The following is an 809-nucleotide window of genomic DNA, read 5'->3' on the forward strand; positions in this document are numbered from 1 at the left end:
CGGCAAAGCCGGATGATTTTTAGACGGCAAAAGCCACAAGGGGGATTAGCTCAGCTGGGAGAGCACCTGCTTTGCAAGCAGGGGGTCGTCGGTTCGATCCCGTCATCCTCCACCAAATACTTACTTTGTTTATTTAAGAAATCTAGTTGAAATCTAGGTAGATTGTTTAAATAAACAATGTAGTTCTCGTTCTTTAAAAATCTGGAAGAAGTAAAGTTTTATTAAGCGTGAATCGAAAGGTTCACACTTAGGGTAGTAGTAAAACTCATCAAACACTGTAGTAAATGAAGTAACTTGCTTGATTCTGTACCGTTCCCTGGCGACAGGGGCTAACGTTATAGGGACAAGTGACTAAGTGCACATGGCGGATGCCTTGGCGATTACAGGCGATGAAGGACGTAGTAGCTTGCGATAAGCTGCGGGGAGTGAGCAAACACACTTTGATCCGCAGATTTCCGAATGGGGAAACCCGGCCTTTTAGGTCATTGCATACTGAATACATAGGTATGCAAAGCGAACGCGGCGAACTGAAACATCTAAGTAGCTGCAGGAAAAGAAATCAACCGAGATTCCCAAAGTAGTGGCGAGCGAAATGGGAAGAGCCTGTACGTTGTAGCGTAGCGCATAGTGGAATGCTCTGGAAATGGCAGCCATAGCGGGTGATAGCCCCGTACACGAAATGCGAAACGTGGAACTAAGCGTACGACAAGTAGGGCGGGACACGAGAAATCCTGTCTGAACATGGGGGGACCATCCTCCAAGGCTAAATACTCGTAATCGACCGATAGTGAACCAGTACCGTGAGGGAA

1 tRNA gene and 1 rRNA gene are annotated in these 809 nt (G+C 46.8%); both read left to right on the forward strand.

Annotated elements, in window-relative coordinates:
• Positions 1 to 39 precede the first annotated feature (39 nt).
• Positions 40 to 115: transfer RNA gene (locus ACFSQR_RS13020), tRNA-Ala, on the forward strand.
• Between the two features lie 226 nt (positions 116 to 341).
• Positions 342 to 809 (forward strand): 23S ribosomal RNA (locus ACFSQR_RS13025); the annotation flags it as partial.

Origin of the sequence: Pseudoduganella sp. GCM10020061, from assembly GCF_042683405.1 — a bacterium.
In the GTDB taxonomy this organism is placed as follows: Bacteria; Pseudomonadota; Gammaproteobacteria; order Burkholderiales; family Burkholderiaceae_D; genus Telluria.